Consider the following 1,231-nt stretch of genomic DNA (forward strand, 5'->3'; position numbering starts at 1 on the left):
TGGACAAACGCATAATCCCCCTGATCATGTGCGGCGGTGCCGGCACGCGGCTGTGGCCCGCTTCGCGCGAGGTTCGGCCCAAGCAGTTCCTGCCGCTGTTCGGCACGCGCTCGACGTTCCAGGACACGCTGCTGCGCGTGTCCGAGCCCTCTTTGTTCGACCGGCCGATCGTCATCACCAACGCCTCCTATCGCTTCATGGTGCTGGAGCAGCTCGCCGAGATCGGCATCGAGGCCGACGTGATCCTCGAGCCGATGCGGCGCGATTCCGGCCCTGCCATCGCGGCCGGCGCGGTGTTCGCGCAGAACCGCGCCAGCGAGGCGATCGTGCTCGCGCTCGCCGCCGATCACGTCGTGCAGAATAATGCCGCCTTCGTCGCCGCCTGTCGCGAGGGCCTCACCGCCGCGAATGCCGGGCGCATCGTCACCTTCGGCGTCAAGCCGGAGCGGCCGGCAACGGAATATGGCTACATCAATCCGGGCGACGTGATCGCGGGCGAGGTGCAGGCGGTTGCGCGCTTCGTCGAGAAGCCGGACGCGGTGAAGGCCTCCGACTACGTCAATTCCGGCTATCTATGGAACAGCGGCAACTTCATGTTTCCGGCAAGCGTGCTGCTCGACGAATATCGCAGGGTCGATGCGGCAAGCGTCGAGGCCGTCACCAATGCCGTCAACAATGCCGGCCGCGATCTCGGCTTCGTCACGCTGGAGCCCGAGGCGTTCGGCGCGGCCAAGGCGATCTCGATCGACTATGCGGTGATGGAGAAGACCTCGCGCGCCGCAGTCGTGCCGGTGTCGTGCGGCTGGTCCGACGTCGGCTCATGGCATGCGGTGTGGGAGCTGTCGGAGAAGGACGCGCAAGGCAATGCCGCGCACGGCACCGCCGTGTTCGAGGATTCCCGCAATTGCAACGTCACCACGGATTCCGCGCTGGTCGCGCTCGAAGGCGTCGACGATCTCGTCGTCGTCGCGACCGCGGACGCGGTGCTGGTCTCGCGGCAGAAGGATGCCAACGGGCTGAAGCGCCTCGTGACGAAATTGAAGTCGGTCGCGCCGAAAGTCACCGAAGAGCATCTCAAGGTGCACCGGCCCTGGGGCAGCTATCAATCCGTCGACAATGGCGAGCGCCACCAGGTCAAGCGCATCGTGGTGAAGCCGGGCGGGCGGCTGTCGCTGCAGAAGCACCATCATCGTGCCGAGCACTGGATCGTGGTCCGCGGCACGGCGCAGGT

General features: G+C 66.3%; 1 protein-coding gene. It reads left to right on the plus strand.

Features of this window, described 5'->3' with window-relative positions; all coding sequences use genetic code 11:
- A partial coding sequence (locus tag I6F12_RS36965; protein WP_225158540.1) for a mannose-1-phosphate guanylyltransferase/mannose-6-phosphate isomerase occupies nucleotides 1-1,231 on the plus strand: 1,231 nt, incomplete at both ends.

It is taken from the genome of Bradyrhizobium sp. IC4059, assembly GCF_020193615.1.
GTDB classification, from domain to species: domain Bacteria; phylum Pseudomonadota; class Alphaproteobacteria; order Rhizobiales; family Xanthobacteraceae; genus Bradyrhizobium; species Bradyrhizobium yuanmingense.